The organism is Sphingobium lignivorans (assembly GCF_014203955.1).
In the GTDB taxonomy this organism is placed as follows: domain Bacteria; phylum Pseudomonadota; class Alphaproteobacteria; order Sphingomonadales; family Sphingomonadaceae; genus Sphingobium; species Sphingobium lignivorans.
This window is the reverse complement of record NZ_JACHKA010000001.1, coordinates 1,088,707-1,107,131: the sequence shown is the minus strand read 5'-3', so window position 1 is coordinate 1,107,131 and position 18,425 is coordinate 1,088,707. Positions and strand designations below refer to the sequence as shown.

Genomic DNA, 18,425 nt, shown 5'->3' with positions numbered 1-18,425 from the left:
CAACGGTCCATTATGTCAATGACTTTCTCGGGAAGTCGCGTTCCAATCATCGCTCAGGGATCCCTATGATGACCAGCCTGCCCACGCGTGTCCACATCAAGGAGGAAGGCCCCCGCGAGGGCTTCCAGATCGAGAAAGGGCCGATCAGCACGGATCAGAAGATCCGTCTCATCGATGCGCTGGCGGATACCGGGCTCGACCATATCCAGGTCACCTCCTTCGTGCATCCCCAAAAAGTGCCGGGCATGGCCGATGCGGAAGCAGTCGTGGCCGGGCTGACACCGCGTCCCGGCGTCCTGTATACCGGCCTGTGGCTCAACCAGCGCGGCCTCGAGCGCGTGATCGCGACCGGAAGACTTCATCTGGAAGGCAAGCTGACACTCTATGCCTCCAATGCCTTCCTCAAGCGCAATCAGAACCGCGATCCGGCCCAGCAACTCGCCGCGCAGCCCGAGCTCATCGCCATGTATCAGGCGCATGGCATCCCGGTGCGCACCGGCTTCGTCACCGCTGCGTTCGGCTGCAATTTCGATGGAGACGTGCCGGTCGATCGGGTGGTGGGGCTCGTCGCGGACATGCGCGCCATCGCGCGCGACCATGGCGAGGACCTTGGCCTCATTGGCCTTGGCGACACCATGGCCTGGGCCACGCCCGAGCGCATTCGCCATGTGGTCGGCGCGGTGCAGGATGCCAATCCCGATGTGGCGCTTTCGCTTCACCTGCATGACACGCGTGGGCTCGGGCTCGCCAACGCCTATGCGGGACTCCAGATGGGAGTCGCGCATTTCGATGCCGCGGTCGCAGGGCTGGGCGGCTGCCCCTTCGCCGCCCATGCCGGCGCGGCCGGCAATATCTGCACCGAGGACTTCGTGTTCATGTGCGAGGAAATGGGCATTGAAACCGGCGTCGATCTGGAAAAACTGATCGACTGCGCCATCCTGGCCGAGGACATCGTCGGGCATCCGCTGCCCGGAAAGGTCAAGACCGGCGGGAGCCTGGCGGCGCTCAGGGCCCGGCGTCCTGGGGCATGAACGCGGCGCCCGCCGGGGGAACCGGCATCGCGACGCCCTGGCAGCGGCTTGAGACGGCGGAGCGCGGTCGCCTCGCTGCCCTGCCGCGATCGCTGCTCATCCTTCTGGAGAATATCCTCGCGCATGAAGCCGATCCTGCGCCGTGGCTGGCTTCTTTCGACGTCTGGCTGATCCACGGCGCGCTGGATGGCGCGGAGATTCCCTTCCGGCCGTCGCGCATCCTGCTGCAGGATACGGCAGGCGTCGCCGCGCTGGCCGATCTCGCCGCACTGCGCGATCATCATGTCGCGCATGGCGGGGCACCCGGCGGCGTGGATGCCGCCATCCCCATCGATCTGGTGATCGACCACAGCGTCCGCGTCGATCACAGCGGAACGCCGGATGCCCTCGCCCGCAACCTCGCGCTCGAATATGCACGCAACGCAGAGCGCTACAGCTTCTTCAAATGGGCGCAGCGCAGTTTCCCGCGTCTGCGCGTCGTGCCGCCGGGGCATGGCATCTGCCACCAGATCAACCTGGAGCAGCTCAGCGAGGTAGCGAGCCCGCTCCCGCACCGACCGGCGTGGACCGCCGCGCAGACGGTGATCGGTACGGACAGTCACACGACCATGGTCAACGCGCTCGGCATTCTCGGCTGGGGCGTGGGCGGCATCGAGGCGGAAATGGCGGCGCTAGGCCATCCCCTGCCCGTCCCGCTACCGCGCGTCTACCTCGTTCGCCTGACCGGGCGCCCTCGTCCCGGCGTCATGGCGACGGACATCGCGCTGCATGTGACGGCGCGACTGCGCGCGGCTGGCGTCGTCGACCAGATCGTCGAGTTCGCGGGCGATGCGCTCGATCATCTGGCGCTGGCGGATCGCGCCGCCATATCTAACATGTGCCCGGAATATGGTGCGACCGCTGCCCTGTTCCCGGTCGACGACCGGACGCTCGACTATCTGGCCGCCAATGGGAGGCCGCCCGAGGCCATTGCGCGGTACCGCACCTATGCGCTGGCGACGGGGCTATGGCGCGATGCTGGACCAGAGCGGCGCTACAGCCGCACGATCGACATCGCGCTTGACGATCTGGCGCCTGTCATGGCCGGTCCGAGCCGCCCGCAGCAGTTGCGCGCTCTGCCGGACGTTCCCGCCAGCCTGAGGGAAAGCTTTCCGGATATGGGGCCGCCGCCCGCGCCCGGCACATGCGGGGACGGCGCCATCGCGATCGCGGCCATCACGAGTTGCACCAACACCGCCAACCCGCATCTCATGATCGCGGCCGGGCTGCTCGCCCGCAAGGCCCGCGCGCGCGGCCTTGCCGTGCCACCCTGGGTGAAGACCTCGTTGGCACCGGGCTCGCGCCGCATCGCGCACATGCTGCGCCTATGTGGTCTGCAGGACGATCTGGATGCGCTGGGCTTCCATCTGGTGGGCTTTGGCTGCACCACCTGTGTCGGCAATTCAGGCGACCTGAAGGCGGAGATTGCGTCGGGGCGGCAGGGCGCGCCCTCTCTGCTCACAGCCCTGCTTTCGGGCAACCGCAACTTCGAGAACCGGATTCATCCGGATGTGCGCGCCAACTACCTGGCCTCGCCGCCGCTGGTGGTCGCGGGCGCTCTGGCCGGGTCGCTCCGTATCGATCTCTCCGCAGCGCCTCTCGGCACCGATCGGGACGGCGTGCCGGTCATGCTGGCGGACATCTGGCCGGAAGCGGAAGAGATTGCCGCCACGGTGGCGGCCGCCGAGCGCGCCTTGCGCACCGAGACGCCCGAGCCACCCGAGGACAGGGCATGGGATGCGCTTCCCGCCCCGCAGGCGCCTTGCTTCCCCTGGGACGCGGACTCCACTTTCATCCAGCCACCGCCCTTCTTCGGCGCCGATCAGGCCGGCGCGCGCGGTGACATCATCGATGCGCGAGCGCTGCTCTGGCTGGGCGACAATGTGACCACCGATCACATCTCGCCGATTTCCCGCATACGCCCTGACTCGCCTGCCGGGCTGCATCTGCGCGCGCGCGGCGTGTCGACGGAGCGGCTTGGTGGCTATGGTGACCGGCGCGCCAATCACCATGTCATGATTCGCGGCACATTCGACAATCAACGGCTGGACAACCGGCTTGCCGGGGCCACCGGCAATCTTGCCCTTGGCCCGGATGGGCAGCGCACATCCGTCTTCGATGCCGCCACCGCCTTCGCAACGCGGGGCATCCCGCTCGTGGTCATCGCGGGCGAGAATTACGGCACCGGCTCCGCGCGGGACTGGGCGGCAAAGGGCACGGCCCTGCTCGGCATCCGTGCCATCCTCGCGCGCAGCTTCGAGCGCATTCACCGCAACAATCTCATCGCCATGGGCGTGCTGCCCGTCCTGCTGCCGGCCGACGCTTCGCTGCCGGCGCCCGACCCGGCCCTGCGCATCGACATTCTGGGTACGGACTGCCTCACGCCGGCGCGCCCGGTCGTCACCCTGCGTTTCATGACCGCGGAAGGAAGCCTGATCAGCCAGCATGAGGCGCAGGTGGATGCGCGCGCGCCCAGCCAGATCGCGCTGCTCACGGCAGGCGGACTCTTCGCTCGTCTCCGCGCGCAATATGGGACGGCCGTAACGCTGGGTGGCTGGGAGCGGGGGGGCGTGCGCGCCTGAATGCGATGACGGCGATCCGGCCGCCCCGCCGTTTCATGTCCGGAGGATCTTCTCCATGACCTTGCCCTTCGCAAGCTCGTCGACCAGCTTGTCCAGATAGAGGATTTCCCGCATCAGCGGCTCCTCGATCTCTTCCACGCGGACGCCGCAGATCGTTCCCTTGATCAGATGTCTGGCCGGATTGAGAGCGGGGGCCTGGGCGAAAAAATCCTCAAAGCTCGTCTGCTTCTCCAGATGGCCCGCGATCTCCTGCTGCGCATAGCCCGTCAGCCAGCGGACGATCTCGTCGACTTCGCCGGCGTTGCGCCCCTTCCTTCCCGCCTTGGTAACGTAGAGCGGATAGACGCTGGCAAAGCTCATGGAATAGATACGATGCCGGGTCATGCGTCGGGACCAAGGAGAGGCATCACATCGACGCAGTCGCACGGGAAGATCGTGAAGTGCGGATGACCTTCGAACAGCCTGGCGGCTGCCTCATGCGATGGGGCACGCACGACCACGAAGACCGTCAGCTCATTCACTGCATCCGCCACGCCAGCCGGGGAAGTCCGCTTGGTCGGGCCGAGCGGACCACCATCATAGACGATCGAATCCCTGTTAGACTCGTCCCAGGCCTTCAGCGCGGCAAGGCCTTCCTCATCCCTGGCACGGCGCTCCTCATCGGACATCGCATACCAGGCCTGCCAGCGCGGGCTCGACTTGTTGCTGGTGAAAACCGCGAGATAAGTGCCGGTCTCGCTCATATTCTGCCTCCAGAATAGCTGCGGGCCAGAGCTGGGGCCCGCGCACGTTATGGGAGCACGCAACAGGCGGGTAAATGGCATGTTTCCAATGATCCGAGCCCCGGCAGCGGAACGGCCCGGCGGCGCGTTCTCACCGTGCCGCGCCATCCCGGCCGGCGGACCACGGCTCCCGCGTGACACGGGCCGCGCTGCGTCCTATTGGCGAAGCGTGGATCGCTTGCGCTGCCTTCTCCTTGCTCATCGCCGCGTGGCGGCATTGATGCTGTGCGTCGCGCTGGCGTTCAAGCTGCTCATGCCCGCCGGCTACATGACCGCAGTGGAGCACAAGTCGCTCAGCGTCGCTCTCTGCACCGGCACCGGTCCGGCCTCGATAACAATCGCCGTCCCCGCTGACGCGGACGGGAAGGAGGACCATCGCGATACCGGAGCCGGAGATCAGCCCTGCGCCTTTTCGGCACTGGCCGCACCACTGCTGGCGGAGGCAGAGCCCTTTCCGACTGTGGAACCGGACCTGCACGCGGCCCGGCCTGTACCGCCGCTTCCCGCCTGGCAGCTTGCCCGCCATGGCGGACATCTGCGTCCGCCGCTGCGGGGTCCGCCCGCGCGCGCCTGATCCATCGCGCCTTCAATGGCGATGGCGGCTTTCGTCGCCAGACAATCCCCGCGGCCGACCTGCCCCACCGCATCCTTTTCTTTCGGAGACCGGACCATGATCCGTCATACCCTCATTCCTGCCGCTTTTGCGCTTGCCGCCACGCTCGCCCCAACCGCTACGTCCGCCCAGACGGCAACCGCCGGAGCCCTGGAGATCACTGCCCCCTGGGCGCGTGAAACCGCGCAGGGCCAGACCGCCGGTGGCGGTTTCCTCACCATCGGCAACAAGGGCAAAGCCCCGGACAGACTCCTCGGAGGCAGCACGCCCGTCGCGGCCGAAGTACAGATCCACACCATGAGCATGGACGCCGGCGTGATGCGCATGCGCCCGTTGCGGGACGGGCTTGCCATCCCGCCGGGCGGATCGGTGGCGCTGAAGCCCGGCAGCTTCCACATCATGTTCATGGGCCTCAAGCGTCCGCTCAAGCGCGGCGAGACATTTCCCGTGACCTTGCGGTTCGCTCGCGCGGGCGACGTGGCGGTTCGCTTCCGGGTCGAGGCGGTGACCCACGGCACTGCCGGCAAGGACGCGCACGGAGGCAACAGCCATGACTCGCACTGACACGCGCTCGCCCTTGTCCCGACTGCGCCTCTGGCTCTGGCTGGCGATCGGCCTCGTCGCGCTTGCGGGCGGCGTCCTGCTTGCGATGCGGCTGACCGGGACGCCCGGCGCAGGCCCGGGCTCGGTCGGCACGCAGGCCCCACCGGACATCGGCAGCCGTTTCTCGCTGGTCGACCGGAACGGCAAGCCCGTGACGCCCGAGACGCTGAAGGGCACGCCCTATGCCATCTTCTTCGGCTTCACCCGCTGCCCGGACGTGTGCCCCACGACGCTTTCCCGCATGGCGCATTTGCGCAAGGCGATGGGCGCGGACGGCGAGAAGTTCCGCATTGTCTTCGTGTCGGTCGACAGCGGCCATGACAAGCCGGCCGACGTGGGCGCCTATGTCGATCTGTTCGGCACGCCCATCCTCGGCCTCACCGGCAGCGAAGCGCAGATCGCGCAGGCGGCGAAGTCCTTTCGGGTCTTCTTCCAGAAAGTGCCCGTCGACGGCGGCGACTACACGATCGATCACAGCGCCTTCGTCATCCTGATGGATCGGGAAGGGCGCTTCCGCTCACTGCTGAGCGACCGGGACAGCGAGGCATCTGCTCTTGCGGAGCTGCGCGGGCTGATCGCCTGAAACATGCGGGCCTATAGGGAACCCCGATGAGCAATATCCTCCATATCGGCCCGGTGATGGTCCCGCTCGACCGGCTCGTGGCGCTCGCGCTGATGCTGCTGTTCCTCACCGCATGCGAATGGCGCCTGCGCCGGGACGGGCGGCGCTCGGCCTTCTGGCCGGGACTGCTCGCCCTGGCCGCCGGGCTGATCGCCGCTCGAGGTGCCTATGTCTGGCAACATAGGGTCAGCTTCGCGCTCGATCCGATCGCCGCGCTGCATGTCTGGCTCGGCGGCTGGTCCTGGTCGGCCGGCGTCGTCGCGGCGGGGGCTGTCCTTGTCCTCTCCCTGCGCCGCGCTCGCCCTGCGGCGCAGGGCCTTGCCCTCCTCGCGGCGCTGACTCTCCTCTGGGCGGGCTTCGAGCGGCTGGCGCCCCGCGATCCGCCGCTGATGTTGCCGGCGTCGCTCGCCTTCGAACGTCTCGACGGCGACTCTCTCACGCTCGGCGATGTCAGAGGCGGACCGGTAGTCCTCAATCTCTGGGCGACATGGTGTCCGCCCTGCCGGCGGGAACTGCCGATGCTCGTGCAAGCCGCGGCGGAACCGGGCATGCCGCCCGTCCTGCTCGTCGATCAGGGCGAAGAGGCCGGGCATGTGCGGCATTTCCTGGAAACCGAGCGCCTCAGCACGGCGCCGGTGCTGCTCGACCCCGACAGCCGACTCGGTGAGATTACGGGTGGAAAGGCCTTGCCCACCACCCTGTTCGTGGACGGCGACGGCGTCGTCCGGCACAGCCATGTCGGCCAGATCTCGCGTGTCCAGCTCGACATTGCGCTGCGGACGCTCCGCGCGGGAAGCGACGGCGCACCTTGAGCGCTGGGAAAAGTGCCCCTCCCGAACGACCGCGCCATGCCGAAAGCCATTGCCCATCGCACCCGAGTGCGGCAACGAGCAGGCAGGAGATCGCGATGCTCAAGCACATTCCCTGGATCATCGTCGCCGCGGTCGGCGCGCTGGCGCTCATCGTTCTGGCGGTCTCGCGTGGCGAACCGATCAATGCGCTCTGGATCCTCGCGGCGGCGCTCTGCACTTTCGCGGTCGCCTATCGTTATTATGCGCTGTTCATCGCCCGTCATGTGATGCGGCTCGATCCCGCACGGCCGACGCCCGCGATCTACAGGGCGGACGGGCTGGATTATGTCGCGACCGACCGGCGCGTCCTCTTCGGTCATCATTTTGCGGCCATCGCTGGCGCCGGCCCGCTGGTCGGCCCCGTGCTCGCCGCGCAGATGGGCTATCTGCCCGGCACGCTGTGGATCATCGCCGGCGTGGTGGTCGCAGGGGCGGTGCAGGATTTCATGGTACTGTTCATCTCCATGCGGCGGGACGGGCGCTCGCTGGGCGAACTGGTGCGCATGGAGATGGGACCGGTCGCAGGGACCATCGCGCTGGTCGGCGCCTTCGCCATCATGGTCATCATCCTCGCGGTGCTGGCTCTCATCGTGGTGCGCGCACTCGCGGAGAGCCCGTGGGGCATGTTCACTGTCGCAGCGACCGTACCGCTCGCGCTGTTCATGGGCATCTATACGCGCTGGATCAGGCCCGGCCGGATCGGCGAGGTGTCCGCGCTTGGGTTCGTCGGGCTCATTCTCGCGATCATCTTCGGCCAGTCAGTCGCGGCATCGCCGGTGTGGGGCCCGCTCTTCACCTTCACGCCGGTCCAGCTCTGCTGGATCCTCATCGGCTATGGCGCGGTCGCTTCCGTGCTGCCGGTCTGGCTGCTGCTCGCGCCGCGTGACTATCTCTCCACCTTCCTCAAGATCGGCGCCATTGCCGCGCTGGCGGTCGGCATCGTCATCATGGCCCCGCCGCTCAAGATGCCGGCGCTCACGCAGTTCGTCGATGGCGGCGGCCCGGTCTGGTCGGGCGCGCTGTTTCCCTTCCTGTTCATCACCATCGCCTGCGGCGCGGTCTCCGGTTTCCACGCCCTGATCGCGAGCGGAACGACGCCCAAGCTGATCGCCAGCGAGGCCGATGCGCCGGTCATCGGCTATGGCAGCATGCTGATGGAAGCCGTGGTGGCGATCATGGCGCTCATCGGCGCCTCCATCCTCGATCCCGGCCTCTACTTCGCGATGAACAGCCCGGCCGCGATCACGGGCGGTGATCCCGTCAGCGCCGCGGCGGCGGTTTCCGCCATGGGCTTTCCGATCGCCCCCGAGCTTCTGGAACAGACCGCCCGCGACGTGGGCGAAGCAACCATTGTCTCGCGCACGGGCGGGGCACCCACGCTCGCGGTCGCCATGGCGGAAATCTTCAGCCATGCCGTCGGCGGCTCGGCGATGAAGGCCTTCTGGTATCATTTCGCCATCCTGTTCGAGGCGCTGTTCATCCTGACGGCCGTGGATGCCGGCACGCGCGCGGGACGCTTCATGCTCCAGGACCTGATCGGCCTCGTGGTGCCATCCTTTCGCGCCGGCAATTCTCATCTCCCCGGCCTCGTCGCGACGGGCCTGTGCGTCTCGGCCTGGGGATTCTTCCTTTATCAGGGCGTCACCGATCCGCTCGGCGGCGTGAACACGCTGTGGCCGGTGTTCGGCATTTCCAACCAGATGCTGGCCGCCGTGGCGCTCATGCTGGCGACGGCCGTGCTGTTCCGCATGAAGCGGGATCGCTTCGCCTGGGTCACGGCATTGCCGACCGCCTGGCTTCTCGTCTGCACGGTGAGCGCCGGCGCGCTCAAGCTGTTCTCCGCCGACCCCGCCGTGGGCTTCCTCGCCCACGCCCGGCGCTTCTCGGATGCGGCGGGACGTGGCGAACTGCTGGCGCCAGCCAAATCGATGGCGGAAATGCAGCGAATCATCTTCAATGACCGGATCGATGCCGCCCTGTGTGCGCTGTTCCTCGCCGTAGTGCTGTCGCTGCTCTTCTTCACGGTGCGCACCTGCATCGCCGCTCGCCGCAGCGACGTGGCGACGGCGCGCGAAGTCGTGCCGGCGATGGCGGCGGCGGAATGACCGGCCTCATCGCCCGCCTGCGCGAGACAGCGCTGCTCATGGTCGGCCAGCCGAGCTACGACCAGTATCTGCGCCACATGGCCAGCCACCATCCCGAGCGGACGCCCATGACTCGCATCGCCTTCTTCCGCGATCGGGAACAGGCCCGTTATGGCGGACGCGATGGCGGGCGCTGTTGCTGACCCCGATCGCGGCTTCATGGTCCCGTATCCTGTCTTTACGGCGGCTCTGTCGCGTGTTTTCGATGTTCGATCCATCGCAACGGTAAAGCTTTACAAACCCTTTCCTGCGATAGCCCCGCGCATGAAGCGTTCGCGTGTCGTTCTTCCATTCATGGGTCGCTGGCTTGCCCTGCTGCTGGGGATTGTCGCGACGCTCTGGAGCGTGGCTGCGCGTGCCGAAACGCGTCTTCAGGTCGATTCGCTTTGCCATGCGGTGACGGACCGGCAGCAGCCGGACGAAATCCTCGCCTCGCTCCGCTTCGCCTGCGACGGGACACCCGCCGGCTATCAGCAAGGCAGCCTATGGCTACGCGTCAATCTCGACCGGTTGCCCGTCGGACCGCGGGACGTGGTGCTGATGGTGCATCAGTCCCGTTTCGACAGGCTGGCGGTCGCTTTCTCCTATTCGGACGGCACAGTCGCCTGGCGCCAGGTGCGCGGGGGTGATTTTCACGGACACTGGCGTCCCGGCGGCCAGATCGAGTTCGAAGCGCCCGGCCGCGCGGCCCGACTGACCGCCGTCACCATGCGTTACGACGGGCTCGCCGCTCATGGCTTGCTGAACATGCGACTGCTCAGTCCCGACGAAAGCGGCATGCAATCGGCCGGACTGGCCGTTGCCATCGGCGCGGCGCTCACGCTGCTGCTCATCAGCGGCCTTTACAATCTCTCGCTCGCCCATGCCTTGCGCCGCCAGTATCTTGCCTGGCAAGGCGGCTGGGCGATGTGCATGCTCGCATGGGGGGCGGTCTGGTCGCAGATCCATCTGCTGGTATTGCCTGGCATGGCGGGCACGCTTTCCGCCCAGACCGCAACGTTTCTCTCCTGTCTTGCCATCGCGCTGGCGACGATCTCCGCAGTGACTGCGCTCGGCCGCGACACGCTCCCGGCCTGGCTGCGCCTCGGTACGCTGGGGCTCGGCATCAGCATCGGGATCATCGGCGTTCCTGCCTCCCTGATGCGTGGCGTCGGGCTTCAGCAACTGGGCACGATCCTGGGCGTAGCTACTCTTGCCGATCTGCTCGCCGTGGCCATATGCCTCGGCGTCGCCTGGCGGCGAGGCTGCGCGGAAGCGCGGGACTTCGCCCTCGCCTGGTCGCTGCCGATGATCACGCTGGCGCTCATTCATCTGGTGGACGTCGAGAATGCTTTCTGGGGCGGCGGATCGAAGGTTCCCGTGCTGTTCGCCGCGGCCTGGCAGACGATCTGGCTCTCCGTCGCGACGACGCGCAGCCTCGCTTCGCTCCGCCTGGAGCGGGACCGTGCCCGCATGGCGGCGGCACAGGCCGGCGAGCTTGCCCGGCGCGACCCGCTCACCGGCCTGCGCAACCGGCGCGGCTTCGTGGAGACTGCCGGCCCGATGCTCGACCATGCCGGCACCACGCGCACGCCAATCGCATTGCTGCTCATCGACATCGACCGGTTCAAGGCGATCAACGACGTTTACGGCCACGAAGCCGGCGACATGGTCCTCACGGCCATCGCCCGTCGGATCGAGCGCTGGGAAGGGGCGATGTGCACGGCGGCGCGACTGGGCGGCGAGGAATTCGCGCTGCTGATCGCGGGGCTGGAAGGTTTCGCGCTCGCCCGCTTCGCCGAGAGCGTGCGGCAGGAAATCGCGGCGTGCGACCATCGCGACGCGATCGGAGACCGCTGTGTCACCGCCAGCATCGGTGTCGCGGCGACCAGCACGCCGAGTGATTTCCGCCAGCTTTACCGGCTCGCGGACGAAGCGCTGTACGAAGCCAAGCGATCAGGCCGTGACCGCGTGGCGAGCCGCCGCTTCCCCGACGACCAGCTTTCCCTGCCGGATGTCGCTGGCCCCACGCAGTCGCCGCCACGCCAGTCGAAGGGGTGCTGAGGGGAGCGGGAGTAGCGCTTCGACGTCCCCGTCGTGTGCCGTCTCCCGCCCATCACTGTCATTTCCCTCCAGCCAGCGCGATGACGGTGGCGAGGCCCACAGTCATGTGCTTGACGGTACCGGGTCGGTCCAGCAGCAGCGATTCCTCCAGCGAATGGCTGCGGCTGGTCGAGAAGCCCGAGCCCAGCGTGATGGCAGGAATGCCGAGGCTCATCGGAATGTTGGAATCGGTCGAGCCGATGCGGTAGACCGGCTTGGTGCCTGCCGCGAGCGCAGAAGCCGTCGCGACCTGGACAATCGGGCTGTTGGCCGGGGTCAGGCCGACCGGGCGGTCGCCGACTTTCTTCGCTTCATAGCTGATCTTGCCCTTGGCCGTGCTGCGCGCGGTATTCTCCGCGTCGACGGCGGGCTGCAGCAGTCCGAGGAGATAAGTCTCCTGCGCATCGAGCGCCGCCTTGCCTTCCGAGCGCATGTCCACGGTGATCGCGGTCTCGAAGGGGATCGAGTTGACGGACGTGCCGCCCTCGACAATGCCGACATTGAATACCGTGCGTGGCTCCTTGGGCACTGGCATCTGGCTGAAGCGGGTGATGGCGTTGGCCATGGCATAAGCGGGATTCACCATGCCGAAGTCGCCATTGCTATGGCCGCCCGGCCCCTTGAATGCGACCTTGTAGCGCTTGGACCCAATGCCGCCGATGGTGATGCCCTCGCGGCCGGGCTCAAACGCCACGAACTGCGCGACCCGATCCTTGTACTTGCTCTTGGTGAAAAGATGCCGGATGCCGCGCAGATCGCCAGGGCCTTCCTCGCCGACATTGCCGACGAAGAGAATATCGTGAGTCGTGCGGATGCCTGCCGCGTCCATCGCGCGGATAAAGGCGAGCAGCACCGAGAGGCTGCATGTATCGTCCCCGATGCCGGGCGCCAGCAGCCGGTCTCCCTCGCGCCGTACCTTCACGTCCGTCCCGGCGGGGAAGACGGTGTCGAGGTGGGCGGCGACGACCAGCAGCGGGCCGCCGGGCTTGCCGGTGCCGCGCCGCAGCCCCATCGCGTTGCCTTCCTCGTCAATCTCCACATCCTCCAGCCCGTGCGCCTTCAGCATGTCCGCGAAGGCGGAGGCTCGTTTCGCCTCGCCAAATGGCGGCGCGGGGATCTCCGTCAGCGTGATGATGTCGGCAACGATGCGGTCCCAATCGGCATCCAGCCGAGCGGCTGCAGTCTTGAAACTGTCACTGGCGTTGAGAGCCTCGAGCCGCGCGATGGTCGCTCGCGGCGCGGCTGCTTCCGGCAACGCGGCCTGTACCGACGCGGCGCTCAGGAGGGACAGGAGAGGAAGGCAGGCGGACAGGGACAGTCTTCTGATCATGCAAGATCCCATCTGAGTGCTGGAAGAAGCTTTCGGGAAAGACAGGTCTAACCAGCTAAACCGCTTCCGGACAACTGGCTCTCCGCACGCGGTGCCTTTTCAGTCGCGAGGCCGGCCTCAATCCTCGCGCAGGATGAGCGCCGCGTCCGGCTTGTGCCGGCGGATTTCCTCATGGCTCAGCCCATCGATTTCGTGAGGGAAGACCAGCCACTCGTCCGTGCGGTGGACATAGAAATCCGGCTTGAGCGGCACCTTCGTGCGGGCCGGCTTGTAATAGACCGTCGCGATGCGGATCGTCTCGGGCGTGTTGTGGCGACAACGCGCGCGCAATTCGCGCAGGAAGGCGTCGATCGAGCGGCCGCTGTCGAACACGTCATCGATCACCAGCAGGCGGTCTGTCGGCTCCAGCGTATCGATGAGATAGCCCAGCGAATAGACGCGTACTTCGGGCTCCTGCCGGTCGATACCGGTGTAGGAGGCCGTGCGGATCGCGATATGGTCGGCATTGACGCCATGATATTCGAGCAGCTCCTGTACGGCGATGCCCACGGGCGCCCCGCCGCGCCAGATGCCGACGATGTGAGTGGGACGGAAGCCGGCGTCGAGAATGAGATTGGCGAGGCGAAAGGAGTCCGCCAGCAGTTCATCAGCTGTGAGATAGCGCTTCTCGACGGTCATTCGGGGACTCCGGGCGTGAAGAGAATGGACGAAAGCCGCGCCATGCATGCCGGCCGGACGAGGGCCGGCAATATCCGGGAAAGCGGGCGCTGGCCATCCATGGCGATGGACGCGAAGCCGGTGTAGAAGAATCCCAAACACGAACCACGGGACCGCGGCTTGTCATTGGCCCGCCATTGATGCCGGCCACTGCGCCTCGCTCGCTGTCTCATCCGGAGCATGTCATGAACGATCTCGACCGCTTCATCACCGGCCTGCCCAAGGCGGAGCTTCACCTCCACATCGAAGGCAGCCTCGAGCCGGAGCTGATGTTCGCGCTCGCTCGTCGCAACAGGATCGCCATCCCCTTCCGCTCTGTCGAGGAGGTGCGTGCCGCCTATGACTTCTCGAACCTCCAGGACTTCCTGAACATCTATTATGCGGGGGCCGACGTCCTGCGGACGGAAGAGGATTTTCATGATCTCGCCGTTGCCTATTTCGATCGTGCGGCCGCTGACGGCGTGGTCCATGCCGAGATCTTCTTCGATCCCCAGACCCACACGGACCGGGGCATTCCCTTCGACGTCGTCATGCGCGGGCTGCTCGCGGGAATGGCGGATGCGCGCGCACGGCACGGCCTGACCGCGAAACTGATCCTCTGCTTCCTGCGCCACCTCGACGAGGAAGCCGCGCTGGCGACGTTCCGCGCCGCCGAGCCCTGGCTCGACTATATCGAAGGCGTCGGCCTCGATTCCTCGGAAGTGGGCCATCCGCCATCCGGCTTCGTCCGTGTCTTCGCCGCGGCGGCGGATGCAGGACTGCGGCGGGTTGCCCATGCCGGCGAGGAAGGGCCGCCTGCCTACATCCTCGAAGCACTCGACCTGCTGGGGATCGACCGGCTCGACCATGGCAATCGCGCGCTCGAGGACCCGTTGCTGACAGCCCGGCTGGCGCGCGAGGCCATGACGCTCACCGTCTGCCCTCTCTCCAACTTCAAGCTTCGCGTGGTGAAGGAGATGGGCGACCACCCCATCGACCGCATGCTGGCGCTGGGGCTCCGGGCTACCATTAATTCGGACGATCCGGCCTATTTCGGCGGCTATATCGCCGATAATTATCGCGCCGTCGCGGCTGCGCGCGGTCTCGACCGGCGGGACCTCGTCACGCTCGCGCGCAACAGTTTCCTGGGTTCTTTCCTTGATGACGGGCAGGTTTCGGCGCATCTGGCGCAGCTCGACTCCTATGTGAACGGTCCCCCGTGATCCCCAGACTCCGCTCCCTGTTCGATCCCTTCATCATTGCGCTGCTCTGCACTGTCGTGCTTGCCAGCCTGCTGCCCGCGCGCGGGCAATGGGCAGGCGTTGCGGAAGGCGCGGCGGATGCGGGAATCGTGCTCCTGTTCTTCCTTCACGGCGCCAAGCTCTCCCGCGAAGCCATCTGGCAAGGCGCGCGCAACTGGCGGGTGCAGATCGCCACGTTGCTCGTCACGTTCGGCGTCTTTCCACTGCTCGGGCTCGGCTTCAGCGCGCTCCCCCTGCTGTCCGCGCCGCTTGCGGCAGGACTGCTGTTCCTCACCCTCCTGCCCTCGACCGTGCAGTCCTCCATTGCCTTCACCGCCATCGCGCGGGGCAATGTCGCGGCGGCAGTCTGCGCGGCATCCTTCTCCAATCTGGTCGGCATCTTCCTGACGCCCCTGCTGGTCGCGCTGCTGATGGGCGCCACGACCGGCGGCATCTCGCTCGCCTCAGTGGAAGCCATCGTGCTGCAGCTGCTCCTACCCTTCATCATCGGTCATCTTCTGCGCCCCTGGATCGGCGGCTTCGTCACGCGCCACAAGAGCATCCTCTCGCTGGTCGATCGCGGCTCGATCCTGCTGGTGGTCTACAGCGCCTTCGGCGCAGCGGTGGTCGAGGGCATCTGGCACCGGGTCTCCGTCGACGATCTCCTGTTGCTGACCTTGATCTGCCTGCTGTTGCTGGGCCTCGTGCTGGGACTCACGGCTGCACTTGGCCGCGTCCTCAACCTGCCACGCGGCGACGCCGCCGTGCTGCTGTTCTGCGGCTCCAAGAAGAGCCTCGCCTCCGGCGTGCCGATGGCGGGCGTTCTGTTCCCTGCCGCACAGGTCGGCATGGTGCTGCTACCGGTCATGCTGTTCCACCAGTTGCAGCTCATCGCCTGCGCCCTCATCGCGGGCAGGATGGGCCGTCGCGCGCTGGCGGCGGAGGGCCTGGAGCCGGGGCCGCACATTCGGCAATGAACTTACGGGCGATCGTTGCCTCGCACATGCCGGGGCCGCCCCGCCCCTCCGGAACGAAGCGGCACGCCCGCCATTGTGCGGCTGGAGCCATGATGGATCGCGCATGAGGAGGTAGGATGAGAAGGCACCGCGCGGATGAGCGCTGATCTCGTCCAGCTTCGCCCGGAGGGGCTCTATTGCCCTGCCGGCGACTTCCACATCGATCCCTGGCGCCCGGTCGCGCGCGCCGTCATCACCCATGGCCATAGTGACCACGCTCGTATGGGCATGGGAGAATATCATGTGGCAGCGCCCGGCCTGCCGATCCTGGAATGGCGGCTGGGGCCGCAGAACTATCACCCCCATGCCTATGGCGAACCTTTCCGCCTGGGAAATGCCGCGGTGTCGTTCCATTCCGCCGGGCATGTGCTCGGCTCCGCGCAGGTCAGGATCGAAGTCGACGGGGAGGTCTGGGTCGCGGCAGGCGACTACAAGCGCCAGCATGATCCGAGTTGCGACCCGTTCGAAGTCGTGCCGTGCGATGTCTTCATCACCGAGGCGACGTTCGGCCTGCCCATCTATCGCTGGCCAGAGACCGCCGCCGTGGCGCGAGAGATCATCGATTGGCGCGCCGAATGCGCTGCGAACGGCGAGGCGGCAATTCTCTATTGCTACGCGCTCGGCAAGGCGCAGCGGCTGCTGGCTGAGATCGCATTGATCGATGGGGAGCCGGTCTGGCTGCACGGTGCGATGGATGCCGGCGTCCAGATCTATCGCGATGCAGGCGTCGCGCTGCCGGAGACCCGCCGGGTCGCCGACGAGCCCCCGGGGGAACGGCTGGCTGGACGGCTGGTGCTGGCCCCGCCCTCCGCCGCGGGATCGCCCTGGCTACGGCGCTTCCGAAACGCCCAGCAAGGCTTCGCCTCCGGCTGGATGCGCATTCGGGGCAATCGCCGCCGTCGCAATTATGATCGCGGATTTGTCGTTTCCGATCATGCCGACTGGCCCGACCTGCTGCGGACAGTCGAGGAAACCGGCGCGCGGCGCATCATCGCGACGCATGGGGACACTCAGGCCCTCGTGCAGACGCTGCGGGACCGCGGCGTGAATGCCGGCGCGTTCCGAACCGAGTTCGGCGGAGAAGAGACTTGAGGCGCTTCGCCGACCTTTTCCAGCGCCTCGACCGGAGCACCGGCACGCTCGAGAAACGCGCCGCACTGGTGCGCTATTTCCGGGATGCGCCGCCTCGAGATGCGGCATGGGCCCTGTGGCTGCTTGCCGGCAACAAGATCGGCGGTCCGCGCGCGAAACTGGCCGGCAGCCGCGAACTGCGCGCATGGATTGCGGAAACGAGCGACACGCCCGAATGGCTGGTGGACGCGAGCTACGATCAGGTCGGCGATCTGGCCGAAACGCTGGCCCTGTTGCTCGACGATCCGGCCGACGCCAGCGAGGACATTCCGCTCGCGACATGGATCGAGGACATATTGCTGCCCGTCGCCAACGCGCCGGAGGGCGACCGCCGAGCCGTTGTCGAGCGGGCCTGGCGCACGCTGCCCTTCGGCGAGCGCTTCCTGTTCAACAAGCTGCTGACGGGCTCATTGCGGGTGGGCGTCTCGCGCGGGCTGGTCCAGCAGGCACTTGCCGAACTTTCCGGCGTGGAGATCGCGCTGATCGCGCAGCGCATGCTCGGCGCATGGGCGCCGTCTGCCGACTTCCTCGCCGGCCTTCTCTCCCCCGAGCCGCAGCCGGGCGACATGGCCTCGCCCTACCCCTTCTTCCTCGCCTCCCCGCTCGAACAGCTCGCCGAGGCGCTGGGACCCCTCGAGGACTGGCTGGTCGAGTGGAAATGGGACGGCATCCGCCTTCAGCTGATCCGCCGCTCCGGCGACCTCGCCTTGTGGTCTCGCGGCGAGGAGCGGCTGGACGGACGGTTTCCAGAGATCGAGGCGGCAGCAGCGCTGTTACCCCGGCACGCAGTGATCGACGGCGAGTTGCTGGCCTGGGACGCGGGGGACGCCCCTCTCCCCTTCACGGCGCTCCAGACCCGCATCCAGCGCCTCAAGCCCGGCGCGCGCACGCTGGCCCAGGCGCCAGCACGCGTCCTCGCCTATGATCTTCTCGAACTGGACGGCACGGACCTGCGCGATCGCCCGCTGACGGATCGGCGCGCGGCGCTTGCGGCGTTGCTCGCGACACTGGACGACCGGCGCATCGCACTCTCGCCCGAGATCATGGCCGACGACTGGACACACGCGGCCGCCCTGCGCGAGATGGCGCGCGAGCGCGGTGTGGAAGGACTCATGCTCAAGCGCCGATCATCGCCTTATCAGCATGGCCGCCGCCGTGGGGACTGGTGGAAATGGAAGGTCGATCCAATGACGATCGACGCCGTGCTGATCTATGCGCAGTCAGGGCATGGCCGCCGCAGCACGCTCCATACGGATTATACCTTCGGCCTGTGGGATGGCGACGCGCTGGTGCCTGTCGCCAAGGCCTATTCCGGCCTGTCCGATGCGGAGATCCTGCAGGTCGACCAATGGGTCCGCAAGCACACGCGTGAACGGTTCGGCCCCGTCCGTTCCGTGGAGCCGGAACTGGTCTTCGAGCTGGCGTTCGAGGCGGTCAATCTCTCGCGCCGTCATAAATCGGGCGTCGCGGTCCGCTTTCCCCGTATCCTGCGCTGGCGGACGGACAAGCCGGCGAGCGAAGCGGACCGGCTGGAGACACTGAAAGCCCTGGCGCTGCCTTCCGCCGGAGGCTGACCGCATCTTTCGAACATTTTCAGGAACCATCTGAGGAATCGTTCGTTCCGCGCCGGGGGTGAGGACTGTCTGTCCTTGCGTAACAATA

17 protein-coding genes are annotated in these 18,425 nt (G+C 67.0%); 13 read left to right on the top strand and 4 right to left on the bottom strand.

Going from position 1 to position 18,425, the window contains the following annotated elements; translation table 11 throughout:
• Nucleotides 1-68 precede the first annotated feature (68 nt).
• Together HNP60_RS05155 and acnA are read left to right on the top strand one after the other, a co-directional pair.
• On the top strand, nucleotides 69-1,031 hold the full coding sequence (locus HNP60_RS05155; protein ID WP_260394675.1) for a hydroxymethylglutaryl-CoA lyase: 963 nt from the start codon (nucleotides 69-71) through the stop codon (nucleotides 1,029-1,031).
• Nucleotides 1,028-3,652, top strand: coding sequence for an aconitate hydratase (gene acnA / locus HNP60_RS05150; RefSeq protein ID WP_184151002.1), 2,625 nt, complete (start codon nucleotides 1,028-1,030; stop codon nucleotides 3,650-3,652). Before HNP60_RS05155 ends, acnA begins: the two co-directional genes overlap by 4 nt.
• A gap of 33 nt (nucleotides 3,653-3,685) precedes the next feature.
• On the opposite strand, the gene HNP60_RS05145 is transcribed toward acnA, so the two are convergent.
• Both HNP60_RS05145 and HNP60_RS05140 read right to left on the bottom strand, forming a co-directional pair.
• On the bottom strand, nucleotides 3,686-4,036 hold the full coding sequence (locus tag HNP60_RS05145; protein WP_184150999.1) for a DUF2200 domain-containing protein: 351 nt from the start codon (nucleotides 4,034-4,036) through the stop codon (nucleotides 3,686-3,688).
• On the bottom strand, nucleotides 4,033-4,395 hold the full coding sequence (locus HNP60_RS05140) for a hypothetical protein (protein WP_184150996.1): 363 nt from the start codon (nucleotides 4,393-4,395) through the stop codon (nucleotides 4,033-4,035). The genes HNP60_RS05145 and HNP60_RS05140 overlap by 4 nt, the downstream gene beginning before the upstream one ends.
• A 247-nt stretch (nucleotides 4,396-4,642) precedes the next feature.
• Here HNP60_RS05140 and HNP60_RS05135 point away from each other — a divergent pair, with 247 nt between their 5' ends.
• The 7 genes from HNP60_RS05135 to HNP60_RS05105 all read left to right on the top strand — a co-directional run bounded on the left by HNP60_RS05135 (nucleotide 4,643) and on the right by HNP60_RS05105 (nucleotide 11,310).
• Nucleotides 4,643-5,008: a hypothetical protein gene (locus tag HNP60_RS05135; protein ID WP_184150993.1), complete on the top strand. Its 366-nt coding sequence runs from the start codon at nucleotides 4,643-4,645 to the stop codon at nucleotides 5,006-5,008.
• Nucleotides 5,009-5,104: 96 nt separating this feature from the next.
• Entirely contained in the window at nucleotides 5,105-5,611 is a 507-nt protein-coding gene (locus tag HNP60_RS05130) for a copper chaperone PCu(A)C (protein WP_260394673.1), read from the top strand.
• Nucleotides 5,598-6,233: an SCO family protein gene (locus tag HNP60_RS05125; RefSeq protein ID WP_184150987.1), complete on the top strand. Its 636-nt coding sequence runs from the start codon at nucleotides 5,598-5,600 to the stop codon at nucleotides 6,231-6,233. Before HNP60_RS05130 ends, HNP60_RS05125 begins: the two co-directional genes overlap by 14 nt.
• Nucleotides 6,234-6,259: 26 nt before the next feature.
• Nucleotides 6,260-7,084 carry a TlpA family protein disulfide reductase gene (locus HNP60_RS05120; RefSeq protein WP_184150984.1) on the top strand — a complete coding sequence of 275 codons (825 nt, stop codon included), beginning with the start codon at nucleotides 6,260-6,262 and terminating at the stop codon, nucleotides 7,082-7,084.
• Between the two features lie 95 nt (nucleotides 7,085-7,179).
• Nucleotides 7,180-9,228, top strand: coding sequence for a carbon starvation CstA family protein (locus tag HNP60_RS05115; protein ID WP_184150982.1), 2,049 nt, complete (start codon nucleotides 7,180-7,182; stop codon nucleotides 9,226-9,228).
• Entirely contained in the window at nucleotides 9,225-9,410 is a 186-nt protein-coding gene (locus HNP60_RS05110; protein ID WP_184150979.1) for a YbdD/YjiX family protein, read from the top strand. Before HNP60_RS05115 ends, HNP60_RS05110 begins: the two co-directional genes overlap by 4 nt.
• Before the next feature lie 121 nt (nucleotides 9,411-9,531).
• Entirely contained in the window at nucleotides 9,532-11,310 is a 1,779-nt protein-coding gene (locus HNP60_RS05105; RefSeq protein WP_260394671.1) for a GGDEF domain-containing protein, read from the top strand.
• A 58-nt stretch (nucleotides 11,311-11,368) separates the two neighbouring features.
• Here the strand turns inward: HNP60_RS05105 and HNP60_RS05100 are convergent, their stop codons facing one another.
• Nucleotides 11,369-12,679 carry a M20/M25/M40 family metallo-hydrolase gene (locus tag HNP60_RS05100; RefSeq protein ID WP_260394670.1) on the bottom strand — a complete coding sequence of 437 codons (1,311 nt, stop codon included), beginning with the start codon at nucleotides 12,677-12,679 and terminating at the stop codon, nucleotides 11,369-11,371.
• Nucleotides 12,680-12,796: 117 nt separating this feature from the next.
• Nucleotides 12,797-13,357 (bottom strand): phosphoribosyltransferase, encoded by a 561-nt coding sequence (locus tag HNP60_RS05095; RefSeq protein WP_184150973.1) that lies wholly within the window; start codon nucleotides 13,355-13,357, stop codon nucleotides 12,797-12,799.
• Between the two features lie 224 nt (nucleotides 13,358-13,581).
• Between HNP60_RS05095 and HNP60_RS05090 the strand changes: the two genes are divergently transcribed.
• The 4 genes from HNP60_RS05090 to HNP60_RS05075 all read left to right on the top strand — a co-directional run bounded on the left by HNP60_RS05090 (nucleotide 13,582) and on the right by HNP60_RS05075 (nucleotide 18,337).
• Complete coding sequence (locus HNP60_RS05090; RefSeq protein ID WP_184150970.1) at nucleotides 13,582-14,598, top strand: adenosine deaminase; 1,017 nt, start codon at nucleotides 13,582-13,584, stop codon at nucleotides 14,596-14,598.
• Nucleotides 14,598-15,593 (top strand): bile acid:sodium symporter, encoded by a 996-nt coding sequence (locus tag HNP60_RS05085; protein ID WP_184156876.1) that lies wholly within the window; start codon nucleotides 14,598-14,600, stop codon nucleotides 15,591-15,593. Before HNP60_RS05090 ends, HNP60_RS05085 begins: the two co-directional genes overlap by 1 nt.
• 135 nt (nucleotides 15,594-15,728) lie before the next feature.
• Nucleotides 15,729-16,724, top strand: a complete 996-nt coding sequence (locus HNP60_RS05080; protein ID WP_184150968.1) for a ligase-associated DNA damage response exonuclease — start codon at nucleotides 15,729-15,731, stop codon at nucleotides 16,722-16,724.
• Nucleotides 16,721-18,337 carry an ATP-dependent DNA ligase gene (locus HNP60_RS05075; RefSeq protein WP_184150965.1) on the top strand — a complete coding sequence of 539 codons (1,617 nt, stop codon included), beginning with the start codon at nucleotides 16,721-16,723 and terminating at the stop codon, nucleotides 18,335-18,337. The genes HNP60_RS05080 and HNP60_RS05075 overlap by 4 nt, the downstream gene beginning before the upstream one ends.
• Nucleotides 18,338-18,425: the final 88 nt, after the last annotated feature.

Bases quoted from the DNA above. Each gene is read 5' to 3' on its own strand.
- HNP60_RS05100 (WP_260394670.1), bottom strand. From the start codon at position 12,679: ATGATCAGAAGACTGTCCCTGTCCGCCTGCCTTCCTCTCCTGTCCCTC.
- HNP60_RS05090 (WP_184150970.1), top strand. From the start codon at position 13,582: ATGAACGATCTCGACCGCTTCATCACCGGCCTGCCCAAGGCGGAGCTT.
- HNP60_RS05115 (WP_184150982.1), top strand. From the start codon at position 7,180: ATGCTCAAGCACATTCCCTGGATCATCGTCGCCGCGGTCGGCGCGCTG.
- HNP60_RS05080 (WP_184150968.1), top strand. From the start codon at position 15,729: ATGAGCGCTGATCTCGTCCAGCTTCGCCCGGAGGGGCTCTATTGCCCT.
- HNP60_RS05125 (WP_184150987.1), top strand. From the start codon at position 5,598: ATGACTCGCACTGACACGCGCTCGCCCTTGTCCCGACTGCGCCTCTGG.
- HNP60_RS05140 (WP_184150996.1), bottom strand. From the start codon at position 4,395: ATGAGCGAGACCGGCACTTATCTCGCGGTTTTCACCAGCAACAAGTCG.
- HNP60_RS05095 (WP_184150973.1), bottom strand. From the start codon at position 13,357: ATGACCGTCGAGAAGCGCTATCTCACAGCTGATGAACTGCTGGCGGAC.
- HNP60_RS05110 (WP_184150979.1), top strand. From the start codon at position 9,225: ATGACCGGCCTCATCGCCCGCCTGCGCGAGACAGCGCTGCTCATGGTC.
- HNP60_RS05145 (WP_184150999.1), bottom strand. From the start codon at position 4,036: ATGACCCGGCATCGTATCTATTCCATGAGCTTTGCCAGCGTCTATCCG.
- HNP60_RS05155 (WP_260394675.1), top strand. From the start codon at position 69: ATGACCAGCCTGCCCACGCGTGTCCACATCAAGGAGGAAGGCCCCCGC.
- HNP60_RS05130 (WP_260394673.1), top strand. From the start codon at position 5,105: ATGATCCGTCATACCCTCATTCCTGCCGCTTTTGCGCTTGCCGCCACG.
- HNP60_RS05105 (WP_260394671.1), top strand. From the start codon at position 9,532: ATGAAGCGTTCGCGTGTCGTTCTTCCATTCATGGGTCGCTGGCTTGCC.
- acnA (WP_184151002.1), top strand. From the start codon at position 1,028: ATGAACGCGGCGCCCGCCGGGGGAACCGGCATCGCGACGCCCTGGCAG.
- HNP60_RS05120 (WP_184150984.1), top strand. From the start codon at position 6,260: ATGAGCAATATCCTCCATATCGGCCCGGTGATGGTCCCGCTCGACCGG.